This window comes from Zoogloea sp. LCSB751, assembly GCF_002028455.1.
GTDB lineage: Bacteria > Pseudomonadota > Gammaproteobacteria > Burkholderiales > Rhodocyclaceae > Zoogloea.
The window spans coordinates 1-513 of the sequence record NZ_MWUM01000086.1 but is presented as its reverse complement, the minus strand read 5'-3'; the positions used below and the strand labels follow the sequence as shown (position 1 = coordinate 513).

Annotated in this window: 1 protein-coding gene; it reads left to right on the top strand. The window is 64.5% G+C overall.

Annotated features, from left to right (window positions below; all coding sequences use genetic code 11):
* The coding region (locus B4920_RS25850; RefSeq protein WP_254051065.1) for a reverse transcriptase domain-containing protein at positions 1-429 on the top strand (429 nt) is incomplete at its 5' end.
* Positions 430-513 lie beyond the last annotated feature (84 nt).

The window sequence follows — 513 nt, the reverse complement described above, 5'->3', positions numbered from 1 at the left end:
GACCTGGAGAAGTTCTTCGACCGGGTCAATCACGACATCCTGATCGCCAGGCTCAAGAAGCGCATCGAGGACGCCGGAGTGATTCGGCTGATCCGGGCATACCTGAACGCTGGGATCATGGATGCCGGGGTGGTGATGGAACGCCATCTGGGCACGCCGCAAGGCGGCCCGCTGAGCCCCCTGTTGGCCAACGTGCTGCTCGACGAGGTGGGCCAGGCGCTGCAGCGTGAGGCTACAGCTTTGCGCGCTACGCCATCGCCTGCGTGCGATCCAGCTCAAGCACTGGAAGCGGGCATGGACGATCTATCGCGAGCTCAAGGCACTGGGAGCGACGGAGGACGTTGCCAGGCAGGTAGCGGGCAACTGCCACCGGTGGTGGCGCAACAGCGATCGCCTGCTCAAGACAGTGCTGACCATTGCGTACTTTGACAGGTTGGGAGTGCCGAGGCTGTCCTGACCTCAAGCTCTCGAACCGCCCGGTGCGGACCCGCATGCCGGGTGGTGTGGCAGGGG